The 21,480-nt window shown below is 61.4% G+C and carries 15 protein-coding genes; 11 read left to right on the forward strand and 4 right to left on the reverse strand.

The window, feature by feature from the left end; all coding sequences use genetic code 11:
• Window positions 1-61 precede the first annotated feature (61 nt).
• Together PQR67_RS07670 and PQR67_RS07675 are read left to right on the forward strand one after the other, a co-directional pair.
• On the forward strand, window positions 62-523 hold the full coding sequence (locus tag PQR67_RS07670) for a (2Fe-2S)-binding protein (protein WP_093644821.1): 462 nt from the start codon (window positions 62-64) through the stop codon (window positions 521-523).
• A gap of 2 nt (window positions 524-525) precedes the next feature.
• Window positions 526-2,736 carry a xanthine dehydrogenase family protein molybdopterin-binding subunit gene (locus PQR67_RS07675; protein ID WP_408456594.1) on the forward strand — a complete coding sequence of 737 codons (2,211 nt, stop codon included), beginning with the start codon at window positions 526-528 and terminating at the stop codon, window positions 2,734-2,736.
• A gap of 99 nt (window positions 2,737-2,835) precedes the next feature.
• Here PQR67_RS07675 and PQR67_RS07680 read toward each other — a convergent pair whose 3' ends face one another.
• Entirely contained in the window at window positions 2,836-4,572 is a 1,737-nt protein-coding gene (locus tag PQR67_RS07680; RefSeq protein ID WP_408456597.1) for a methyl-accepting chemotaxis protein, read from the reverse strand.
• A gap of 463 nt (window positions 4,573-5,035) precedes the next feature.
• Between PQR67_RS07680 and PQR67_RS07685 the strand changes: the two genes are divergently transcribed.
• The 7 genes from PQR67_RS07685 (at window position 5,036) to PQR67_RS07715 (ending at window position 13,595) form a co-directional block, all read left to right on the forward strand.
• The gene (locus tag PQR67_RS07685; RefSeq protein ID WP_408456600.1) at window positions 5,036-5,608 is read left to right on the forward strand and encodes a TetR/AcrR family transcriptional regulator; all 573 of its coding nucleotides are present in this window, start codon (window positions 5,036-5,038) and stop codon (window positions 5,606-5,608) included.
• A gap of 65 nt (window positions 5,609-5,673) precedes the next feature.
• On the forward strand, window positions 5,674-6,549 hold the full coding sequence (locus PQR67_RS07690) for an SDR family NAD(P)-dependent oxidoreductase (protein WP_408457185.1): 876 nt from the start codon (window positions 5,674-5,676) through the stop codon (window positions 6,547-6,549).
• A gap of 174 nt (window positions 6,550-6,723) precedes the next feature.
• The gene (locus PQR67_RS07695) at window positions 6,724-7,425 is read left to right on the forward strand and encodes an NAD-dependent epimerase/dehydratase family protein (RefSeq protein ID WP_408456603.1); all 702 of its coding nucleotides are present in this window, start codon (window positions 6,724-6,726) and stop codon (window positions 7,423-7,425) included.
• A 306-nt stretch (window positions 7,426-7,731) separates the two neighbouring features.
• Window positions 7,732-9,243 (forward strand): sensor domain-containing diguanylate cyclase, encoded by a 1,512-nt coding sequence (locus tag PQR67_RS07700; RefSeq protein WP_408456606.1) that lies wholly within the window; start codon window positions 7,732-7,734, stop codon window positions 9,241-9,243.
• A 181-nt stretch (window positions 9,244-9,424) separates the two neighbouring features.
• Window positions 9,425-10,039, forward strand: a complete 615-nt coding sequence (locus PQR67_RS07705) for a DUF2239 family protein (RefSeq protein WP_408456609.1) — start codon at window positions 9,425-9,427, stop codon at window positions 10,037-10,039.
• 424 nt (window positions 10,040-10,463) lie between these two features.
• Window positions 10,464-12,029, forward strand: coding sequence for a methyl-accepting chemotaxis protein (locus tag PQR67_RS07710; RefSeq protein WP_408456611.1), 1,566 nt, complete (start codon window positions 10,464-10,466; stop codon window positions 12,027-12,029).
• 270 nt (window positions 12,030-12,299) lie between these two features.
• Window positions 12,300-13,595 (forward strand): solute carrier family 23 protein, encoded by a 1,296-nt coding sequence (locus PQR67_RS07715; protein WP_408456614.1) that lies wholly within the window; start codon window positions 12,300-12,302, stop codon window positions 13,593-13,595.
• Window positions 13,596-14,288: 693 nt separating this feature from the next.
• Here PQR67_RS07715 and PQR67_RS07720 read toward each other — a convergent pair.
• The gene (locus tag PQR67_RS07720) at window positions 14,289-15,944 is read right to left on the reverse strand and encodes a Na+/H+ antiporter (RefSeq protein ID WP_408456617.1); all 1,656 of its coding nucleotides are present in this window, start codon (window positions 15,942-15,944) and stop codon (window positions 14,289-14,291) included.
• A 375-nt stretch (window positions 15,945-16,319) separates the two neighbouring features.
• Here PQR67_RS07720 and PQR67_RS07725 point away from each other — a divergent pair, with 375 nt between their 5' ends.
• Window positions 16,320-17,588 carry a sensor domain-containing phosphodiesterase gene (locus PQR67_RS07725; protein WP_408456620.1) on the forward strand — a complete coding sequence of 423 codons (1,269 nt, stop codon included), beginning with the start codon at window positions 16,320-16,322 and terminating at the stop codon, window positions 17,586-17,588.
• Between the two features lie 145 nt (window positions 17,589-17,733).
• Window positions 17,734-18,435, forward strand: a complete 702-nt coding sequence (locus tag PQR67_RS07730) for a copper homeostasis protein CutC (RefSeq protein ID WP_408456622.1) — start codon at window positions 17,734-17,736, stop codon at window positions 18,433-18,435.
• 120 nt (window positions 18,436-18,555) lie between these two features.
• Here the strand turns inward: PQR67_RS07730 and PQR67_RS07735 are convergent, their stop codons facing one another.
• Both PQR67_RS07735 and PQR67_RS07740 read right to left on the reverse strand, forming a co-directional pair.
• Window positions 18,556-19,065 carry a hypothetical protein gene (locus PQR67_RS07735; RefSeq protein WP_408456625.1) on the reverse strand — a complete coding sequence of 170 codons (510 nt, stop codon included), beginning with the start codon at window positions 19,063-19,065 and terminating at the stop codon, window positions 18,556-18,558.
• 1 nt (window position 19,066) lies between these two features.
• Window positions 19,067-21,382: a DUF6531 domain-containing protein gene (locus PQR67_RS07740; protein WP_408456628.1), complete on the reverse strand. Its 2,316-nt coding sequence runs from the start codon at window positions 21,380-21,382 to the stop codon at window positions 19,067-19,069.
• Window positions 21,383-21,480: the final 98 nt, after the last annotated feature.

Consider the following 21,480-nt stretch of genomic DNA (forward strand, 5'->3'; position numbering starts at 1 on the left):
TCGGGTCACACTGCCGCGTACACCCGGCGCCAAGTCCGGGATTTCCCCACGGAGAGGTTCCATGTCCACATCGTTTGTCCTCAACGGCAAGAACGTTACGCTCGATGCCGATCCCACCACGCCGCTCCTTTGGGCAATCCGCGAGGACGCGGGCCTGCACGGCACGAAGTTCGGCTGCGGCATGGCGCAATGCGGCGCCTGCACGGTTCATCTGGAAGGCGAAGCCACCCGCTCGTGCGTGCTGCCGCTTGCGGCGATCGCTGGCAAGCGCATTACGACCATCGAGGGTATCGAAAGCCGGCCCGCAAAGGCCATTCAGGCCGCATGGGTCAAGCTGCAGGTGCCGCAGTGCGGCTACTGTCAGTCCGGACAGATCATGTCCGCGACGGCCTTGCTCGAACACAACGCCACGCCCACCGACGCCGACATCGACGCCGCGATGAACGGCAACATCTGCCGCTGTGCGACCTATACCCGCATTCGCGCGGCCATCCACGAAGCCGCTGCCACCCTGAAGGCCTGACCATGACGACCGATCTCGATCTCACGGATGCGGTACGCCCGTCGCGCCGAACTTTTCTGAAAGCAGCCGGCGCCTTCGCGGCAGTCGGTCTCACTATAGGCTTCGAATGGGCGGGCACGGGCCGCCGGGCGCTCGCCGCCACGATGCCCGACGCGACGTTCGCACCCAATGCGTTCCTGCGCGTCGCGCCGGACAACAGCGTCACGGTCATCGCGAAGCACGTCGAGATGGGCCAGGGCGCGTACACCGGCATCGCGACGATCGTCGCGGAAGAGCTGGATGCGAACTGGCAGGACGTGCGGGTCGAAAGCGCGCCCGCCGATGCGAAGCGCTATGCGAATCTCGCGTTCGGCACGATCCAGGGCACGGGCGGCAGTTCGGCGATGGCCAACTCGTGGATGCAATTGCGCGACGCCGGCGCGAAAGCGCGCGCGATGCTGGTCTCCGCCGCTGCTGCGCAGTGGCGGGTGCCCGCATCCGAGCTGACGACGCTCGACGGTAGCGTTCATCACGCCGCCACGAACCGGAGCGCTACCTACGGATCGCTGGCGTCGGCCGCGGCTCGCTTGCCGGTGCCCGACACGGTCACGCTCAAGTCGCCAAAGGATTTTCGGTTGATCGGCCATCAACTGCCGCGTGTCGATGTGCCGTCGAAAACCAACGGCACCGCGCAGTTCACACTCGACGTGACGTTCCCCGGCATGCTGGTCGCGCTGCTGCAGCGTCCGCCGCTCTTCGGCGCGACGGTCAAGTCGTTCGACGCGTCGGGCGCGAAAGCGGTGCCCGGCGTCGTCTCGGTCGTGCAGGTGCCGGGTGGCGTCGCGGTGGTCGCAAAGGGCTTCTGGGCAGCGAAGCAGGGCCGCGATGCGCTGAAGGTCGAATGGGACGATTCGACCGCCGAAAAGCGCAGTTCGGACGCGATCATGGCCGAGTACCGGCAGCTCGCCGAGCAGCCCGGCGCATCCGCCCGCAAGGAAGGCGATGCGACGCAGGCGCTCGCGGGCGCGGCGAAGAAAATCTCGGCCACCTACACGTTTCCGTATCTCGCTCACGCGCCGATGGAGCCGCTTGACGCCGTCGTCAAGCTCACCGCCGATAGTTGCGAGATCTGGGCCGGCGACCAGTTTCAAACCGTCGACCAGGGCAACGCCGCGCGCACGGCCGGGCTCGATCCGCAGCAGGTGAAGATTCACACGTTGTATGCGGGTGGCAGCTTCGGGCGGCGCGCGAACACGCGCTCGGACTATATCGTCGAGGCCGTGTCGATCGCGAAGGCGCTGGGCGCGAACGGCACGCCGGTCAAGCTGCAGTGGACCCGCGAGGACGACATCCACGGTGGTCTCTACCGGCCGATGTACTTCCACAAGCTCGACGCGGGCCTGAGCGCCGACGGCAAACTCGTTGGCTGGCGGCATCGCATTGTCGGTCAGTCGATTCTCGCCGGCACGCCGTTCGCCAGCGTCATGGTCAAGAACGGGATCGACTCGACGTCCGTCGAGGGGGCCGCTAACGTGGCCTACGCGATTCCGAACATCTCGGTCGAACTGACGACCACGCAGACCGGCGTGCCGGTGTTGTGGTGGCGGGTGGTCGGCAGCTCGCACACGGCATTCGCGGTCGAGGCGTTCATCGACGAAGCCGCACACGCCGCGGGCAAGGACCCGTTCGTGTTCCGCCGCGATCTGCTCGCGCATGAACCGCGCATGCGGGGCGTGCTCGAACTCGCTGCGCAGAAGGCGGGCTGGGACCCGGCCAAACCGTTGCCGAAAGGCCGCGGACGCGGCATCGCGGTCGCCGAGGCGTTCCAGACGTTCGTCGCGCAAGTCGCGGAAGTCTCCGTCGACAAGGACGGCAACGTGAAGGTGGAACGCGTCGTCTGTGCGGTGGATTGCGGCACGCCGATCAATCCCGACGTCATCGCCGCACAGATGGAAGGCGGCATCGGCTTCGGTCTGGGTGCGGCGTTGCACAGCGCGATCACGCTGAAGGACGGCAAGGTCGAGCAGAACAACTTCGACGGCTACCAGGTGCTGCGAATCGCCGAAATGCCCAAGGTCGAGGTGCATATCGTGCAGTCGGGCGAAGCGCCGACAGGTGTCGGCGAGCCGGGTGTCGCGCCGGTCGGACCGGCCGTGGCGAACGCGATCTTCGCGGCTACCGGCAGGCGGATGCAGTCGCTGCCGTTCCCTGCGGCGTCGGACAAGACCGCCTGACCCGGGTGGTCGACGACGACACGTCAAATCGTGAAGAACTGCGCTCCCGCGTGCCTGGCACGCGGGAGCGCTGCACTTTCACAAATCAGAACGATCCGCTCAGAACTTGTCCCACCCGTCATTCGCAGTCGCGGTAGCAAGCGCTACAACCGGCGCAATCGGTGCAATGGGCGCAACCGCCGCACGCGCAACACGCCTCGGGGCAGCATCAGTAACCGCAACCTCACGCCGCGGCGTATCCCGCCGAACCGGAGCAGCCGCTGCCGCATGCGTAGCGTCCTTCACCTGAAAAAACGCCACGGCCTCATTCAACTGTTGCCCCTGGTCTTCCATCGACCGCGAAGCCGCCGCCGCTTCTTCCACGAGCGCCGCATTCTGCTGCGTAACGTTGTCCATCTGGGTAATCGCAAGATTGACCTGTTCGATCCCACGGCTCTGTTCAGCCGATGCCGCCGCGATCTCCGACATGATGTCGGTCACGCGCGCGACTGCCTGAGTCACTTCGGCCATCGTCTTGCCTGCCTCGCCGGCAAGCGCCGAGCCATCGCGGATTCTGTCCACCGAGGTGGCGATCAGATCCTTGATCTCCTTGGCCGCACTCGATGAACGTTGCGCGAGGCTTCTGACTTCGCTCGCGACCACCGCGAAACCCCGCCCTTGTTCGCCGGCCCGCGCGGCTTCGACGGCGGCGTTCAGTGCCAGAATGTTGGTCTGGAACGCAATGCCTTCGATGATGCCCGTGATGTCCGCGATCTTGGTCGAGCTATCGCTGATGTCGTGCATCGTGCTCACCACCTGACCAACCACTTCGCTACCCTTTTGCGCCACCGACGACGCATTTGCAGCCAGCGTGCTGCCTTGCTGCGCGTTGTCGGCGTTCTGCTTAACGGTGGAGGTGAGTTCCTCCATGCTGGAAGCGGTTTCCTGCAACGACGCCGCCTGCTGCTCGGTACGCTGGCTCAGATCCATGTTGCCCGTGGCGATCTGGCGTGCCGCCCCGGCAATGCTGGCGCTGCTGTCACGCACGCGACCGACGATCGCCGTCAGCCGTTCGTTCATCTCGCGAAGGGCGCTCAGCAACTTGCTGGTTTCGTCGCGGCCGTCGACGGTGATCTGCGTGCGCAGATCGCCTTGCGAGACGGTGCGCGCGACGTCGATCGCAAAACGCAGCGGTCCGGTCACCGCACGCGTGATCACCACGCACGCGGCGACGGCGAGCCCCAGCGCGATCAGGCAGATCGCGATCAGCAGATTGCGCTGATTCTCGTAATGCGCCGTGTACTCGTTGACCAGTTGCTCCTGACGTGAACGCGTGTAGTCGGCATACGCGTCGGTCGAGCGAATCAGCGCGGCGAGCAACGGCCGGCAATGATCGTCCATCTCGACGATCGCCTCGTCACGCTTGTTGGTGAGCGCGAGATTGACGATGTTGAGGGCAACCGGACCATACGCCGCTTCGATCCGATTGATCTCCGCAACGAGGCTGCGTGCTTTCTCCGACGTATCGGTCGAGTTCGCGGTCATGTCGTTGAGTTTTTTCAGATCGGCTTGCACGTCTTCGTGCGCGCGCGTCACGTCGGCTTTCTCTATTTCCAGGTCCTGCGGTTTGGTGACGAGTACAAGGTTGCGTGCCGCGATCGCCCTGCGGTCGACAGCGGTTCGAACCTGCACGACCATGTCGGCGCGTGCGTTGCTGCCATGTACGTAGTTGGAAAACCCATCGGTCGAATCGCTCAGCGCTTTCAGGGAAAGGCCGGAAACCGCGACGACGATGAGCGACAGCATGCCGAAACCGGCAATCAGTTTGGTCTTGATGGTGAGGTTTTTTAGTGACACGTTTTTTCTCCAATAACGAAACGTTGAAGTGTTCGTAATGGACTCTCAGGTCCGGACATGGGAACGTCTATCTGGCTGCCGTTTATCGCGGCAGCCCCGCGCGGTTACTCCTTTGTGCTCGCCATAAGACGCATCGCTACAGCGCGTCGAACGTTGGACACAAATGGGTATCCCATTTACCGGTTATCGGATCGGAACCTTATGGACTGAAGGAATTGCGGGTATTCCTCTACTAAGCTTGTACGCGATGCGCGAAGAACGCGACATTTCGCCTAACTTTTGAGCTTTTTAGGCACATAATGAAAACATCAATCTTTCATTTTCATTTCATTTTTCGTGCGTGCCTGAATCGCTGGCTATCCTGCGGGGGCGAACCATGCTGCAAAAATGGCTTGAACAAGCCGGTGTCCTTATATATGATTGAGCAATCACTCATTTATCGATGGTAGTCGAAGCGAACCGTATGGCCCGTCCGAAAAGCGAAGACAAACGCAACGCCATCCTTGCCGCCGCCACTGAGGTCATTGCCGGGCAAGGCCTGGGCGCGCCCACTGCACGTATCGCGAAACTCGCGGGCGTGGCTGAAGGAACGCTATTCACCTACTTCGACAATAAGGACGAGTTGCTGAACGAGCTGTACCTGAGCATCAAGGCAGACCTGCGCGAGGTAATGATGACGACTTACCCCAAGCAGGCCAGCGTGCGCGATCGCGCACAGCACGTGTGGGACAAATTCGTCGACTGGGGCGTGGCACAGCCGCAAAAACGCCGGGCAATGGCACAACTGACCGTGTCAGAGCGGCTCACCGATTGCGCGCGTGCAACCGGCATGGAGTCCTTCGCGGATATCAACACAATGATTCAGGCGAGCGTGGCGAGCGGCGCATTGCGCGATCAGCCGCCTGGGTTTGTGTCGGCGATCATGGCGGCGCTGGCCGAAACCACCATGGATTTCATCGCCCGTGAACCGGCCTCCGCCGACCGTTATCGTAAGGCCGGCTTTGAAGCGTTCTGGCACGCGATTGCCCAGAACTAATTTGGGTTCGTTTTTTGTCCAATTAATGAGTGATTGCTTGCTCATTTAAATGTAAGGAGCACATGATGTCGAAGGTCTGGCTGGTTACAGGAAGTGCCCGCGGGCTGGGGCGTGAAATTGTCGAAGCAGCGTTGCGCGCGGGTGAGCGCGTCGTGGCGACGGCGCGTGATCCGCGCCAGTTGGCAGAGCTGCTGACGCGCTACGGTGAGCAGGTTCGCGCAGTTGCGCTGGACGTCACGGACCCGGCGGCGGCCCGCCATGCGGTACAGGCCGCTGTCGATGCTTTCGGCCGGCTCGACGTGGTCGTGAACAACGCGGGTTTCGGTCACCTGGCGCCGTTCGAGCAAACGCCCGAGGACGATTTCCGGGCCCAGATCGACACCAACTTTTATGGTGTGGTCAACGTCACGCGTGCAGCGCTGCCAGTGCTTCGGGCGCAGCGAGCCGGCCACATCATCCAGATTTCGTCGGTGGGCGGCCGGGTGGGGATTGCGGGATTGAGTGCCTATCAAGCTGCGAAGTGGGCGGTCGGCGGATTCACCGAGGTGATCAGCCAGGAGCTCGCGCCGTTCGGCGTCCATGTGACGGCGCTCGAGCCAGGCGGCATGAAAACAGACTGGGGTACCGAGGCGAGTGGCGCGACGCCGACATTGCTGCCGGACTATGTGCCGTCCGTTGGCGCGGTGGTGGAGTTGCTGTCCCAGCACTTTGGCCATGAAACCAGCGATCCCGCAAAGGTCGCGCAAGTCGTCCTGAAGCTCGCGTATCACGATTCACTACCCGCGCATCTTCTGCTCGGCAGTGACGCCTTGCATTACGCCGGCGAAGGCGACAAGGCGCGCGCCGCGAGCGCCGAAGCCTGGCGAGCGGTCAGCAACGCGACCGACTTTGCCGCGCCGGAGCAACTGCCGGTGTTTCCCGCTGCACCGGCGAAAACCTGAACACTCGGCCGGCAACTCAACCCAAGGCCACCTGAGGACGAACGACATGGCAAACTGGACCACGGCGGACATGCCGCGTCAGACCGGCGGCTCGCGGTCATTACAGGCGCAGCCGGTGGCCTGGGTTTCGAGAGCGCGCTCACGCGGGCCGAACACGATCACGGAGCATGCATCATGAAGGTTCTGATATTCGGCGCGACCGGCATGGTCGGACAGGGGGTATTGCGCGAATGCCTGCGCGCTCCCGACATCGAGATGGTTCAAACGGTTGGCCGTACCGGTACCGGTCAGCTCGATCCGCGCCTCGTCGAGCTGATTCAGCCGGACCTGATGGACTATCGGGCAGTCGAGCCATCGTTGACGGGGTTCGACGCGTGCTTTTTCTGTTTGGGGGTGTCGTCGGCGGGCATGCAGGAGGCCGGGTATGCACGGCTTACGTATGACCTGACACTGGCTGCCGCGCAAACACTTGCCCGTCTCAATCCACAGATGACCTTTGTCTACGTGTCAGGCGCGGGGACTGACAGTACCGAAAGCGGCCGCATCATGTGGGCGCGGGTCAAGGGCAAGACCGAAAATGCGCTGCAGCGGCTGCCGTTCAAGGGCGTTTACCTGTTTCGCCCGGGTGTGATCGAACCGCTGAACGGCGCTCGTTCGAAGACCCGTTCGTACCGGTTGTTCTACGCGGCCACCAGGCTTCTCTTGCCGATGCTGCGCGCGGTTTTCCCCAACCACATTCTCAGCACCGAAGACATTGGCCAGGCGATGTTGGCGGTCGCACGCCATGGCGCTCCCAAGGCGGTGCTCGAGGTCGCCGATATCCGGGCGCTTAGCCGCGCGGCATCCCAGTCGGCGTTTGATTTGCACGCGGGTTAAGCGCCGATTGAGCCTCAGGCCGGCGGAACGTCCGCGCGCCGCACCGCCGGTTGCGGGGCCAACGTGAGTGTGGGCGCAAAACCTAACGCCCGTGCGGTTTCTGCGCCGTGGCGCCGGTGGCGCGTCAACGTGGCGGCTTGAGGCCCACCGTCGCCAGAAAATTTCGCCCAGTCCGCCAAAAACCTGCCTGTTCCCTCATTTGACGCGCCTCAGCCTCTGGTAGGCTACGGTTTCACGGGACGCGCCTTCCGGCCGCGACCATTTTCTTCACGCGCGTAGGCCAGCGCAGGCTCGAACGAAAAGCTCATGGTGACGCGCCGACCGAACATCGTGATTGCTATCAGTATCGTGCTGGCCAGCGCGATTCTTGCAATTGCCGTGTGGGTATTGGCACAGATGCGCGATGACGCGCTGCGCCGGGCGCAGGATTCCGTCTTCAACGTCTCGCTGCTGGTTGAACGCGACGTGTCGCGCAATCTCGAGATCTACGACCTGTCGCTGCGGGCCGTCATCGACGGTCTGAAACAGCCCGGTGTGCTGGACTTGCCACCCACGATTCGTCAGATGGTTTTGTTTGACGGCTCCGCCAGCGCAAAAGACCTGGGTTCGATGTTCGTTCTCGACCCCGCCGGCAACATCCTGTTCGATTCGCAAGCCACGCCGCCCCGGCGAATCAATCTTGCCGACCGGGACTACTTCCAGGTTCAGCGCGACTCGCCCAACGTCGGCCTGTATGTCAGTCATCCGTTCATACCCAAGATAAACAGCAATGACGTGAGCATTGCGCTGAGTCGCCGCATCTCGCGGCCGGACGGAAGCTTCGCCGGGGTGGTGGTCGGCACGATGCGACTCACCTACTTCAGACACCTGTTCGCCGGCATGAATCTCGGCCCGGGCGGTTCGATGGCGCTGATGCTGAGCGACGGCACGATGCTGATGCGGCGTCCATACGATCCCAATATCATCGGCCGCGGACTGGTCGGCACTTCGAACTATTCGCGCTTCCTTCAGGAACCGAGCGGCGACTTCTTCGGCACGGCGGCGATCGACGGTGTCGAGCGCTGGTACGCATTCCGCCATATCGATATGTACCCGCTGATTCTCGACGTCGCGCTCTCCACGCACGATATCTATGTGGAGTGGCGGCGGCGCGCGTGGATCATCGGCACGCTGATCGCGGCGCTCGACGTGGCGATCATTGCGCTCGCCTTCCTGTTTTCGCAGCAACTGCGGCAGCGCCGCGCAGCGGAGGAAGAGCTGCGCGAGCTGGCGCGCACCGACGGGCTCACCGGTCTGAATAATCGCCGCACTTTCGAGGAACATGCGGAGGAGGAGTGGCGTCGCGCGCAACGCAACGGCTGGCCGTTATCCATGCTGCTGATCGACGTCGACACGTTCAAGGGCTTCAACGATCTATACGGTCACTCGGCCGGCGACGATGCGCTTGTTGCCGTGGCGCGTTGCATCGCGCAAAACGTACGGCGCCCGGGCGACACCGCGGCGCGCTACGGCGGTGAAGAATTCGCGGTGCTGCTGCCGGATACCGACGAAGCTGGGGCGGCGGGTATCGCCGAGAAAATGCGCGCCGCAGTTCAGGCGCTCGAACTTCGCCATGTCGCGAGCTCGCACCATGTGCTGACCATCAGCATCGGCATTGCGTGCACCCGGAGTCAGGTCTTCGCAACGAGCCGCGCACTCGTCAACGCCGCGGATGAGGCGCTCTACGAGGCCAAGGACGCCGGTCGCAACCGCGTGCTGTGTTTTCCGGTGCCGGCGCGGGCGGATCGGCATAGTGATGCGATGTCGCCGGCGCGATGAGGCCGCGCCATTGCACCGGTGTACTGGCCGCCGGCGCACTGCGTCGAGTTCGGGCGGCAAGCGGACGCGATTAGCGCACGACATCTCGTCCGCCCGGCTGCTGAAATTTTATCCGGGTAAATTGTTGCATTTGATTTATACCCGGATATAATTAGACAAATTCACTTTTTTGGAGTTTGTCGTGACATCCCATCTTCCTACCTGCATCGCCTTCGAGGGGCATCGTCGTATCGCATCGGGCACGCTGTCCGAGGTGGCGCTTGCTGTCCGCGAGGTGCAGGCGCGCGGCGAGCAGGCGCCTGTACTGATTTTCGACACCATCACCAGTCGCCCGGTCGAGTTCGATTTGCGCGGCACACCTGACGAGATTCTTGCCCGGCTGGCAAGCCAGGCGCCCGCCGCGCAGTCGGCACCGGCCGCCGGCGCAGGAGAAGACGACACCCCGCGTGGCCGTGGGCGGCCCAAGCTCGGTGTAGTGGCAAGAGAGGTCACGTTGCTGCCGCGTCATTGGGATTGGCTCAACGGGCAATCGGGGGGCGCATCGGTTGCGCTGCGTAAACTGGTCGAAGCCGCGCGGCTTGCGGGCGACGACAAGGACCGCAAACGTGCGGCACAAGAAGCGGTGTATCGCTTCATGACCGCAATCGCCGGCAATCTACCGGCTTATGAAGACGCAACGCGCGCGCTCTATGCCGACGATCCTGCACGTTTTGACGACATCGTCGCGGCATGGCCAGAGGACGTGCGTGACCATACGCTCTGTCTCGCCTCTGATGCATTCGTCAAGCATCCGTAGAGTCGAACGCACACGGACGTGTGCGTGGCCAACGAAATCGACGAACAAAAAATACGGGCAAAAAAAAACCGCTCACGCGGGGAGCGTGAGCGGAAAGTCGGAGAGTTACAACAACATCGCGTGCGCTCGTGGGGGCGAACGCAGCAAACAAAGTCTAAGAGTTCGGCTCATCCCTATATATCAGACAAATCCCAATCGGCAGGCCGACGCAAGGCCCGCGTGGCCATAGCGATCCGGCCCCGCCCGTCAGGCATTGCTTACATCATCCTGTCCCGGTTATTCCCGCCATTTAGCGCGTCAAGTCTCTGTTCTGGCCGCCGTAAAAGAGGTGGGAGCGTCGCCACACATATCCAGAAAAACGCCCCATGTTTTGCCGCGGCGCAGCGACGCGAGCATCCCCTCAGGACTTGTGAAGGATAGTGAGATGAAGTGGTTCGACCGCATGACTGTATTCAGGAAGCTGCTGTTGGCATTTGCCGTTGTGATTGGATTCTGCGTCGTGATCGGCGGGATTTCGCTGAAGACGTTGTCGTCGATGCACGACATCACCAACGCGATCTGCGACCAGCACATGAATGGTCTCTACTGGATGGAAGAGGCGAACCGCCACAAGATCGATTCCGATCTTGCCGCCGCGAATCTCGGCTACGCAGCCGACGACGCCGGTCGTCAAAAGCTGAAGGACGGCATCGTCGCATCGCTCAAGGAGATGCACGCCGCCTACGACCAGTATCGCGCGACCATCGCGACCAGCAAGGGTCAGGACATGTTCGGCGACGTGATGCGCAAGTCGGCCGTGTGGGAAGGCATCGTGGATCAGCAGATCGGGCTCGAACCGATTCCGGCCGGCGTCGACAACAACGAACTCGTGCGTCGCGCGATCGCGTCGAGCGAGGCGCTGCGCGATCGAATCACGGCGCTAATCGACTATCGCCGTCAACAGGCCAATGACGCCCAGCAAGAGGCGAGTGCCGGCTATCGGCACATGCGCATCGTCATGCTCGCGCTGGTGCTGGGCGCGATCGCGGCAGGCACCTTGCTCGCGACGGTGATCGCGCGGCGTCTTGCGCGTCAACTCGGCGGCGAACCCGACTACGCGATGCACATCGCCAACCGTATTGCCGACGGCGACCTGAGCGTGCGCGTCGACACCCGCGCGGGCGACACCGGCAGCATGTTGTTCGCGCTGCGCAACATGCGCGAGCGGCTCGCGGGCATCGTATCGGGTATCAGCGAGTCGAGCGAATCGATCCTGATGGCTTCGGGCGAAATCGCGCAGGGCAACACCGACCTGTCGCAACGCACGGAAGAACAGGCGGCCGCCTTGCAGGAAACCGCGTCGAGCATGCAGGAATTGACGTCGACGGTGAAGATGAATGCCGAGAATGCCCAGCAGGCTGGGGGCGTCGCGCATGGCGCATCGGAAGTAGCTGCGCGCGGCAGCAGCCTGGTCGACGATGTGGTCGAGACGATGCGCGAACTGGCGGCGGGGTCGAAGCGTATGACCGACATCATCGCGGTGATCGAGGGGATCGCGTTCCAGACCAACATTCTCGCGTTGAACGCGGCAGTGGAAGCGGCGCGCGCCGGCGAGCAGGGGCGCGGCTTTGCGGTGGTGGCGGGGGAAGTGCGTTCATTGGCGCAGCGCAGCGCGGTGTCGGCCAAGGAGATCAAGGAACTGATCGAAAGCTCGACGGCGCGCGTGGGCAGCGGCGCTGAACTGGCCGAGCGGGCCGGGCAGACGATGGCGGAAGTCACGCATGCGGTGAAACGTGTAACCGACATCATGGGTGAGATTTCGTCGGCGTCGCAGGAGCAGAGCACCGGCATCGAGGAAGTGAACCGCGCCGTCGCACAGATGGACGACGTGACCCAGCAGAATGCGGCGCTGGTCGAACAGGCGGCGGCCGCGGCGGCGTCGATGGCGGGTCAGGCGAGGCAGTTGCAGGCCGCGGTCACGGTGTTTTCGCTGGACGCGCGGCACGCCTGAGTGAGGCGGCGGCCGGTGAGGGCGTAGCACGGCGGATTGAAAGGGCGGCTTGTTGGGGCGACGTCTTCATGCCATGCATAACGCCTGCGGTGGCATGCCATGCCAGTCAGACGTTCGGTCGCGGTGTTCGCCATGCCCTTGCGCACGCCTGGCCGGCCGTTTCGCCGCTCTTGCCAGGCCAGGTGGCTCTCCGTACACTCGCGCGTAATTCACCGGCGGCGCAGCTTCCCGCGCCGTCCACCATAACGCCGACAGAGGAGAACCCCCGCCATGGCCGATTCCTACTTCCCACGCTGGCGCGTCCAGCCGAACGCAGCCGAGGGCCGCATTGTCGGTACGGACGAGCGTCTCGCGTGGCCGCAGATGTTTGCAATGGGTATCCAGCACGTTGTCGCGATGTTCGGTTCCACCGTGCTTGCGCCGTTGCTGATGGGTTTCGATCCGAACCTGTGCATCTTCATGTCCGGGATCGGCACGCTGTTGTTCTTCGTACTGGTGGGTGGGCGCGTGCCGAGCTATCTCGGGTCGAGCTTCGCGTTCATTGGTCTGGTGATCGCGGTGACCGGGTATGGCGGGCACGGTCCGAACCTGAATATTCCGGTGGCGTTGGGTGGGATCATCGCGTGCGGGGTGGTGTACGCGATTATTGGCCTGATCGTGTCGGCGGTCGGCACGAAGTGGATTGAAACGCTGATGCCGCCGGTCGTGACCGGGGCGATCGTCTGCGTGATTGGGCTGAATCTCGCGCCGATCGCGGTGCATGGCGTGAGCGGCAGCAACTTCGATTCGTGGATGGCGCTGGTGACGGTGCTGTGCGTTGGCGCGGTCGCGGTGTTTGCGCGCGGCATGCTGCAGCGATTGCTGATTCTGGTGGGTTTGCTGATGGCGTACGTGATTTACGCGATCGTCACGAATGGTCTCGGCATGGGTAAGCCGATCGACTTTGCGGTTGTGGCGAATGCTGCGTGGTTTGGTATGCCGCATTTCACGGCGCCGGTTTTCAACATGCAGGCGATGACCCTGCTTGCACCGATTGCCGTGATTCTGGTTGCTGAAAATCTTGGGCACATCAAGGCCGTGAGCGCGATGACCGGGCAGAACCTGGACCGTTATGTCGGCCGCGCCTTTCTTGGCGATGGACTCGCGACGATGCTGTCGGGTTTTGCCGGGGGCACCGGGGTAACGACGTATGCCGAGAACATCGGTGTGATGGCGGTGACCAAGATTTACTCGACGCTGGTGTTTGTTATTGCTGCGGTGATTGCGCTTGTGCTTGGCTTTTCGCCGAAGTTTGGGGCGGTGATTCAGACCATTCCAGGGCCTGTGCTCGGCGGGGTGTCGATTGTTGTGTTTGGGTTGATTGCCGTGACCGGCGCGCGGATCTGGGTCGTTAATAAGGTGGATTTTTCCGATAATCGGAATCTGATTGTTGCGGCGGTGACGCTTGTGTTGGGGGCTGGGGATTTTTCTTTGAAGCTTGGCGGATTTGGGCTCGGTGGTATCGGGACTGCTACCTTTGGGGCGATTATTCTTTATGCTCTTTTGAGGAGGAAGGCGGCGGCATAAAGGTTTGGTTTTTTTGCCTGACCGGCGGTTGGTTGTTTGCTTGTGGCGTTGGCCTTTCCTTGCTTTGTTAGTGGTCTATTAGCGTTCCCCCTGTGCGGGGGGGCACCTACTTTTCTTTGCCTGCCGCAAAGAAAAGTAGGCAAAAGAAAGCGGCTCAAACCGCCAGCTCATAAGCGGGTCCCCCGCACAGCCACGGTAGTGGTGCATCTGGAATCGGTGCCCCCGCACACTCCGCGCTGGTGACAAGGCGCTCATCCGCTCCCACTCCGCACTGCGTGCGTCGCGGATGGGTCTGCCAGGGAAATCAGGCGCTACGCTTTGCATAACTGATGGTTTTTGGAAATGGGTTTCGGCGCGCGCAGCGCCGCCGGAAGAATGACTGCTGTGTCACTGACGCCGAATGTGCGAGAACACCGATTCCAGATGCACCACTACCGTGGCTGCGCGGGGGACCCGCTTAAGAATTAGCGGTGTGAGCCGCTTTCTTTTGCCTACTTTTCTTTGCGGCAGGCAAAGAAAAGTAGGTGCCCCCCCGCACAGGGGGAACGCTAATACACCACTAACAAAGCAAGGAAAGGCCAAAAAAGTTAGAACAACGAAAGACGAAAAAAACCACAACAACGAAACACCAACACCACAAGCCCCGCGCAGGCGTAAAACATCACTCCCCAAAGGGCAAAAACCCCCAAACCTTCATTTCCTCCGCGCGGTAAGCGCCGTCTCCGAAAGATCCACCTCCCGCATGAGCTTATTCAAAGTCTCATCATTGATCGCCTGAGCACTGCGCAGCGCAAGCAGCACCTTCCTCTCAGCCCGCATAGCCGCCAACTTCATCCGGAACTCCAGCGCGTCGGCACGGCGCGCCATCTCCCGTGGCGCCTGCTCCTCGTCGAGCGTGGCCAGCCGTCGTCGATAAATATCCATGACTCGCGCGGTGACATCCGCCGCATAAGCGGATGCCGACTCATCCAGATCCGCGCACTCGGTATCGTGCACCTCGTCGACAGCGCGAATCGCGGCTTGCGCCGCCTTCGTGCGCGCCATCGCCTCCTCCGCAGCATGCGGATCCTTGCCGCGCCGCCAACCCCGCAACAGCAGCGGCAACGCCACGACCGCCACCAGCAGCGATAAAAGAATCACCCCCGACGCAATGAAAATCGCCAGATCCCGTCCGGGTAGCGGCGTGCCGCCGGGCAGCACCTCGGGCAGCGACAGCACACCCGCCAGCGTCACCGCGCCACGCACGCCAGCCACCGTCGTGACCGTCACCGTACGCAAGCCAGGCACGGCGTTCGCCACGCCGTGCTTCGCCGCGCCGCGGCTCGCGAACCAGCGCAACAGCCACACCCATACGAAGCGCATCGCGTAGAGTGCCGCCGCCACCGCGGCGATGTAGCCGATCAGCAGCCCCACCTGCGCGTCGCTGGTCTCGTGCGCGTCGAGTAGCGCACGGCCAAGAATATGCGGGAACTGCAGCCCCAGCAGAATGAACACCATGCCGTTGAAGACGAACTCGATCATCGTCCACGTGCTGTTCGCGCGCACCCGCGATGACACCGGCCCGACGTTCACAATGCTCGCGTAGTTCATCATCATGCCGGCCGAGACCGCAGCCAGAATCCCCGACAACTCGAAGTGCTCGGCGACCAGATACGCGGCGAACGGAATCAGCAGCGTCATCACCACGCCAGGCGCCGGATCGCCTTCTTCGTTAAGACTCAGAAAGCGCGCCGCTACAAAGCTGAACGCCCAACTCACCGCCGCGCCCGTCGCGAGACCGCCCACCGCAATGATCACAAAGCTGATGGATGCGTCGCGCAGCGAGAACACGCCCGTCAGCGCCGCGGCAATCGCGAACTTCAACGCGACCAGACCCGACGCGTCGTTCATCAACGCTTCGCCTTCCAGGATATGCATCAGTCGCCCAGGAATCCTGCCTTTACCGACAATGCCGGCGAGCGCCACCGCATCGGTCGGCGACAACACCGCGGCAAGCGCGAAGGCGACCGGCAGCGAGATCGACGGCACCAGCGCATGCACGAAGTAGCCGACGGCCAGCACCGTCATGAAAACCAGGCCGAGGGCCAGCATCAGAATGGAGCGGCGCGCCATGAACAGTTCGCGCTTCGGGATTCGCCATCCATCCGCGAACAGCAGCGGCGGAATGAACAGCATCATGAAAATTTCCGGATCGAAGGTGACGTGCAGCCCGAGCCTCGGCCATGCGAGCAAAGCGCCGATCGCGATCTGAACCAGCGGTAATGGCAACGCAATCGGCAGCATCCGGATAACGATGCCGGAAGCAGAGACGGCGAGCAGAAGAATCAGTACGGTAAAGACGATATCCATCGGTCTATTTCTGGAGATATAGCGGTGCTTCCCCGGCGAATGTCGACGCAACCCGGCCACGAGGCGTGCGTGAAACGTAAGGCCGAAGTTTAGCCCGACGACGCGGCGCACCCTCATCAACCCGGCAAGACCCCCGCGCGTGCGGTCGGCAAGCGTCCCGGCAAGGCGATGCACCCTAATGGTGCGCACTACGCCCGTGAGCGGCGCATTGTCCCTTGCACCGGTGCACCCGGCCATGCAAATTTCATTCGAATGTGCGCCACCGTGCGCATGGAGCTTGCTTAAGGAATATCGATGACGCACATTTTGAGAAACGGTGTCGAGGTCGTTCGCTTCCGCGTTCGGACCGGCCCGGCTCTCGCATGAGAGGATTGCATGACGACTGCGCAACAGGAAAGGACGGCCGCCGCGCCGCATGGTTTCGATGTCGAGATGACGTCGGGGCTCGAACGTTTTTCGGCGCAGCATGGCGAGCTGACGTTGACCAGCGTGTTTCAACCGATTTTCAGCCTGTCGCATATGCGGGCGGTCGGCTACGAAGGGCTGCTGCGCGCGCACGACGCACTCGACCGGCCCGTGTCGCCGCTTGACGTGTTCGGCGAGGCGGCACGTTTGGGCGACGTGCTGCAAGTCGACCGGCTCGCGCAGACGCTGCATCTGGAGAACTTCAAGGTGCTCGGCGCCGAGCGCGAATGGCTGTTCCTGAACGTCCATCCCGGCGCGCTCACCGATCCGTATCTCGCCGCCGCGTTGCTGGCCAACCTGAAGCGGCTCGATCTGTCGCCGCGGCGGATCGTGCTCGAAGTGCTCGAACAACAGGCGGAAGATCTCGAACGTCTCGTCGACGCGGTGCGCCAGTTCCGTGAGCGCGGCTTCCTGATCGCACTCGACGATTTCGGTGCGGGCCACTCGAATGTCGAACGGATCTGGCAATTGAATCCCGATATTGTGAAGCTCGACCGCATCATGCTGTCGCACGCCGCGCATCGCGCGGATATGGCGACGATCCTGCCGGGGCTGGTGGCGCTGCTGCATGAAGCGGGCAAGCTGGTGCTGATCGAAGGCGTCGAAACGGAGCATGAAGCGCAGATGGCGCTCGCTTGCGACGCCGACTTCGTGCAGGGTTTTTTCTTCGGCCGGCCGAATCCTGGTGCAGCCGACGCGGCGCACGCCGCGGCTTGCATCAGCGAAGTCACCGACCGCTATCGCGATCAGGCCGAAGCACGCGAGCGCCGCGACGCAAGCCGTCTGACACCGTACCTGCGAGCGTTCGAGCGCGCCGCGGAACGGCTTGCCGCCGGCGAACCGCTCGAGGAAGTGTGCTGGAACTTCCTCGCGCTCGACCATGCCGCGCGCTGTTTTCTGCTCGACGCGAAGGGCCGTCAGGCGGGCCGCAACGTGGTGTTGCGCGCCGATCGCGCGGCCCATGAAACGCGCTTTTTGCCGCTGGCCGATGCGCAAGGCGCGAACTGGCTGCGTCGTCCGTACTTCCGCGCGGCAATCAATGCGCCGGAGCGCGTGCATGTGACGCGTCCGTATCTGTCGATCAACGAAGCGTTGCCGTGCGTGACGCTCTCGATGGCGACGCGTGTCGGCGAGCAGACGTGCGTGCTGTGCGGCGATATTGACTGGATCGAGGAATAGGGGTTCGGATGGCTCGATCCGATGGGTGAGCGGTAATTCTGGTGGTTCAGATCGGAAGGGTGAGTGGCGGCACCAATGGCCTACATTGGATGGGCGCGCGGCGGTTCTGAGATCATGTCGCTTTTAACGACACACAGCCGCCCTTATGTCCGTCCTACTCGAAGTCATCGCCACCACCGTCGCCGATGCCCGGCTTGCCGTGCAGGCGGGCGCAAACCGGCTTGAACTCGTCACCGCGATGGGCGAGGGCGGCTTGACGCCGAGCCTCGGTTTGATCGAAGCGGTGGTTGCCGCGACATCCGCACCGGTCAACGTGATCGTGCGTCCGCATAGCCGCTCGTTCGTGTACGACGCCGACGACTACGCGGTGATGCTGCGCGACGTGCGTGCGGTCAAAGCGGCCGGCGCGAACGGCGTGGTGATCGGCATGCTGACGGCGGACGGCGAGATCGATCGCGAAGGTCTCGCGCGTGCGATCGATGCGGCCGACGGTCTGGCCATCACGTTCCATCGCGCGTTCGACGAAACGCGTGACCTGCAAACAGCGCTCGATGTGCTGCTCGGTTTTAATGCCGTGACGAATGTGCTGACCTCAGGCGGCAAACCTTCGGTGCTGCAGGCGGAGTCGATTGTGGGTGAGTTGGTGCGGCAAGCGGCCGGTTCGCATTGCACGGTGCTGGCGGGCGCGGGTTTGACCGTCGATGCGGTTTCCGGCTTCGTGAGCAGGACGCAGGTCGAAGCCGTGCACTTCGGCTCGGGCATACGAGTGGGTGGCAATGGCCTCGCGCCAGTCGATGCGAGCAAGGTTGCGCAGGTTAGAGCGCTGCTTGACGCAACAGGTAGGTGAACCGTCAGGCAAAGATGTCGCTTCGTGAACTGCACCCCGAAGGGTTGGACGTCTATCCATGTTTTCAGGGTGCAGGTAGTTGCTCGCGCCTTTTTGTCAAACAGAATTTAGCGAGTCGGCCTAGTCGCCAATCATGGCAATGATGGACGCCTTGGATACTATCGGATCAGCTTCAACCCAATGCATCGGTTCGTCATCCAGATTTGTTACGTCGCGACGGGCTTGTGCGATATCACCAATTTTTGCGGCACAGTAGGCGCGAAGTAAGTACGCCGAGTCCAAGTACCATATCTCACCACTCGCGAGTTCAATCTCTATGCACCGATCCAGGAACGGCATGGCGCGTGCAAATTGGCGGAGTTCTAACAGATGCTGCCCTGCGAAATACTGGACGCTATTGCTATCAATATTCGTGTCTGCGCCTTTAACCATCAGACTTGCAGCCTCGCTTATTCTCCCATAGGCCCACAGAACACCCGCCATCTGAACTTCGATGTCAGCTTTGAACTCGGCGTTGACGGGAGCTTGGGCGGCCTCGTCCAGTATCCTGATTTGTTCATCCACGCTTAGACCTTCCGTCGCTCTTTCGAGACGGGTGAGCGTTGCTTTCAATTCGGGGTTCAGTTTCAAATCAAAATCCTCCACATCGTGCGGGCAAGCATGACAGCATGCATGTCCTGAATTTTCCGGTCCATACATGCACTTGATCATAGTCACCAGATGCACGGGCACAAGTTCTAACGCAACCAGCTCGCTCTTCGGCACAACCGTCGGCACACTTCGCCGCAGCTAGTACGGTCTTTGGCGCGTAGTTAGGATTGGACGTGTCGTTCCAGACCGTTATGTTCGATCCGCGATCCACTCCGCTGTAGTAAAGCCCGATGGGCACTGGTTCTGATGCCCACAAATAGCACGTTGAGCAAACGGGTTCGATAATATCAGCCGAACTCGATAAGTTGTGCCGCGCGGCACCGACGTGATTCGGCGGCGGCCCTACTGGCAAGATGCCTTTCTCGTACTTAGTGAGCCAGGTATCTATTTCATCGCTCGAGATAGGGACATCCGGTCCCAAATTAGTTGAAACCGTTGCAGTGCGAGAGGCGACCATTCCATCTGGCGTATAGCTGTAATACACCTTCAGTAGCCGACTCACATTTCCATTGGCAGAACTTGCAGACTCTTTATAGAAAAAGGTGCTAATTCTCCCGCGTGAGTCGTACGCCGGATTCGCGGAAAAACCCGGTCCATCGATCACGATAGCCCTATGCGCCTTGTCTCGAATCGTGACGCGTTGAACAGTAAAGTTGATGCGACTCATGATCTGACGCAGACTGCCGTACCCATCACCTAAATACGACCATTCGCCGGTTTTGACGCCGTTCTCATGCATCTGAGCAAATGTGAGGAGGTTCGTTGAGTCATAGGTCATTCCAAACGTGCGTTGCTGCGCTCCCGTCGTCGATGCGCTAAAACTATTTGCCCCGGTCGGATCATCCGTTGTCAGTTCGCTAATCCCCGTTACGTTGTCGCTAGAGTCGTAAACATACGAACGCATCCATCCAGGCGAAGCGATCAGCGAGGGAAGCAAACCTGTCGAATCTGTGTATCGAATCGATGTTACCGCTGTGCCTGACGCGGTCTTGACAACTGATTTTGTCGGCCGACCAATATCGTCATAAGTGTAAGTTGTGCTGTCGCCGTTGCCGTTCGTCTGAGTTAGCAAGCGCCCGGACGCATCCCACGCTACCGTTCCATTGCCCGACGCCGAATTGATAACAGTTGGCCGCTGCATATCAGCGATCAACGAAGAAGCAAGGAAAGTGGCTCCTTTGCTGTCGGTGAGGGTGGTCGAGCCACTGCCGTAGACCAACTGCACGTTTCGTGTCGTGTCTGGATGACTCACCGCTATGACACGTCCTTGAGTGTCGTAGGTCCAAGTCGCGACGCGGGACCCACTTTCGTCGATGATCCCCGTAAGCACAGTGAGAAAGCGCTTATCGTCATAGAGGTAACGCCGCACGTTTCCATCGGGAAAAGTAACGGCCACGAGATTATTGTGCGTGTCGTAGCCATACTGTGTAATGGCTCCGGTCGGATCGGTCATTTGTGTGACTCGCCAGTGCGAATCGTAGTTAAGACGTATGGTCAGATCGACGTTCGGGTTGGTGAGTGCCGCATGCTGCGTGATAGAGATCAATAGTCCCGGAGAAGGCGCAACGCTGGTCGGAGTGCTGGCGTCGCTATAGGCCAGAGTAGTCGTCATGTTGGTTCGTGTACTGACCGACAGCAAGATCCCCTGAGCCGAATACGTTTCGCTGGTATCCGTAAGCAGGTCTTTTAGCGTCCACGAAGACGACTGCTGCGTTAGACTCACCAGTGAGCCATCTATTGGGTTCCACACGCTCCCCGCCCTTGCGAAAGTGATCCGGTTGCCGTCTGAACGATAGGCGCTGACTTGCGGTGAGCTGGCATTAACATTGGCAAGTCCGAGTTGACGCTGCCAGTTATGGAGCCAATTCGCTCCAATGCCAGCATCAGTCCTGATGAACGGCGATGACCGATAAGAGCGGGTAAAGACCAAGGGGGTATCGTCGCCGCTGATGAAGTCCGTTTCCGATATTGTCGTCACGCCGTTGGCCGGAAGTACCGGATCGGCAGCAGCGCAGTTCTTATCTGGATCGACGGGCGCGGGAGTTCCACACCAACTTTCGATAAGGGGCTGATTGTTTCTGCAACCAAAGCTCCCCATTCCAGAAGGGGTATTGGACGTGACGGTCAAAACGCATGCTGCGGTTCCGGGTGTAGCCCCTGACTTGCCGTAGAGTCCGAGACAGGTGGAGTCGCCACTGTCTGCACTCACGGGGAAGCTAACTAACACGCAAGCGAGAGCGACTACAGCGCGGGCTAAATTGCCTAAAGAACCGTGCTGTGATTTCTTTGTCTCCATGAATCTCCCTTTGTAGATTGATCGTTAAAAATGCGTAATAAAACGACCCTGCATCGGGGAATCAGCAGAAAAAATAGGAGAACTCGGAAAAGGCCAGT

The sequence above is a fragment of the Paraburkholderia fungorum genome (assembly GCF_046026025.1).
GTDB classification, from domain to species: domain Bacteria; phylum Pseudomonadota; class Gammaproteobacteria; order Burkholderiales; family Burkholderiaceae; genus Paraburkholderia; species Paraburkholderia fungorum_E.